General features: G+C 72.8%; 2 protein-coding genes. Both read left to right on the top strand.

Features of this window, described 5'->3' with window-relative positions:
- A partial coding sequence (locus GUY61_RS38620; protein WP_243767052.1) for an AAA domain-containing protein occupies positions 1 to 585 on the top strand: 585 nt, incomplete at its 5' end.
- Between the two features lie 30 nt (positions 586 to 615).
- The coding region (locus tag GUY61_RS38615; RefSeq protein ID WP_166634937.1) for a DEAD/DEAH box helicase family protein at positions 616 to 934 on the top strand (319 nt) is incomplete at its 3' end.

Here is a 934-nt window from a genome sequence, read left to right as displayed (position 1 = left end):
TTGCACAACCCCTTCGACGCGACCGTCGAGGAAGCTGCACGCACCGGCTGGGCCCTGCACGAACTCCCGCCCCGCCACACCGCACGCATCGACGCCGAGGCCGCCCACGCCACCGTCGCCCTGGCCTCACGCCTCCTGGAGCGCGGAATCGAGGCCGTCTGCGAGAAACACCCCATGGGCCGGCGCCTGCAGCCCGCCGACATCGCCATCGGCACCGCTCACCGGGAACAGGCCCGTCACATCCAGCAACTCCTCAACCGCAACCCCTACGCCCGAGGAGTGCGTGCCGACACCGCCAACCGCCTGCAGGGGCGCGAGTTCGCCGTCACCATCGTGCTGCACCCCCTCTCCGGCCGCCGCGACGCCTCCGCCTTCCACCTCGAAGCCGGCCGCCTGTGCGTGCTGGCCTCACGCCACCGTCACGCCTGCATCATGGTCGCCCGCGCCGGCATCGCCGACCTCCTCGACCGACACCCCTCCAATGAGCCCGTCGCCCTCGGCGTCCCCGCCAAGTTCCCCGACGGCTGGGAAGCCCACCAGCACATCCTCGACCTCCTCTCCCAGCACCGCATCCCCGCCGCCTGACCACCCCGCACCGGAAGCCGCATCCTGCCCATGGCACCCACCGAGCTGACGCTGCGCCCTCACCAAAAAGACGCGGTCGCCGCAGCCACCCAGAGCCTGACCCGCCACCCCCGCGCGAGCGTGATCGCCGCCTGCGGCACCGGCAAGACCCTGATCGCCGCCCGCACCGCTGCCCGCGTCGCTCCCCGCGGCCGTGTGCTGGTGCTGCTGCCGACACTGGACCTGCTGTCGCAGACGATCCGCTCCTGGCACCTGGCCGGACGCAAGGGGACCGCCGTGGCGGTGTGCTCGGCACGTCAGGCCCTCGACCACGAGCCGCTCGGCGCCGACACCCCGCTGACCACCGACC

The sequence above is a fragment of the Streptomyces sp. GC420 genome (assembly GCF_009916105.1).
GTDB lineage: Bacteria > Actinomycetota > Actinomycetes > Streptomycetales > Streptomycetaceae > Streptomyces.
This window is presented reverse-complemented; position numbering and strand designations above follow the sequence as displayed.